Source organism: Oleiphilus sp. HI0067 (assembly GCF_001635735.1).
In genome coordinates this window covers 1-668 of record NZ_LWFI01001386.1, presented here as the reverse complement: position 1 = coordinate 668, position 668 = coordinate 1, and the positions used below count along the sequence as shown (strand labels likewise).

The 668-nt window shown below is 47.0% G+C and carries 2 protein-coding genes; both read right to left on the bottom strand.

Annotated elements, in window-relative coordinates; all coding sequences use genetic code 11:
- Window positions 1-144: redoxin domain-containing protein (locus tag A3739_RS21935; RefSeq protein ID WP_156502756.1), on the bottom strand; the 144-nt coding region annotated here is incomplete at its 3' end.
- 39 nt (window positions 145-183) lie between these two features.
- The coding region (locus A3739_RS21930) for a glycine cleavage system protein R (RefSeq protein ID WP_068502761.1) at window positions 184-668 on the bottom strand (485 nt) is incomplete at its 5' end.

Below are 668 nucleotides of genomic sequence, written 5' to 3'. Positions count from 1 at the left end.
GGTGCAGCCAGGCGTCATTGCTTTAGGATAAAAAAACACAACAACAGCGCTTTTGTCTTTGTAATCTGACAAGTTAATTACGTCGCCGTCTTGATTGCTCAGCGAAAAATTTGGCGCGGTTTCGCCGACGGTTGGATGAGTCACAAAAAGTCTCCTTGTTATAAAGCGTTTACCAAAGTCTTGTTAGCGTTGCGGTTCGATGACAGCATCGAGATTTCTGTCGTCACAGAAGTCGATAAAGTTTTCGCGCAAGCTAGCAATATGCGTGTCGGCAGGAATGCGGATTAGCATATTTAGGTTGAACATTTGGGTTCCAGTGTGTGGCGCGCTATATGTTCCTGTGGAAAGATCATCAATATTGATTTGTGCAGATGAGAAAAACTGCGCGATTTCATGAACGATTCCAGGGTTGTCGAGGGCGACCACGTCTACGGTATACGAGAAAGCTTGCGCACTTGGACGTGCCACCGTGTGTTTTATTGTGGTTGTTAGGCCGAGCTCATCGGAAAGTGCAGGAAGGGCCTCTTCTAATTTTGTAATGCTGTTCGGCTGGCCAGAGATCATCATGATGACGGCAAACTCTCCACCAAGAACGGTCATGCGACTATCCACGATATTGCATTGAGCTTCTGCGCAAGCCTTTGCGAGCTGATTTACGATGCCTGGTT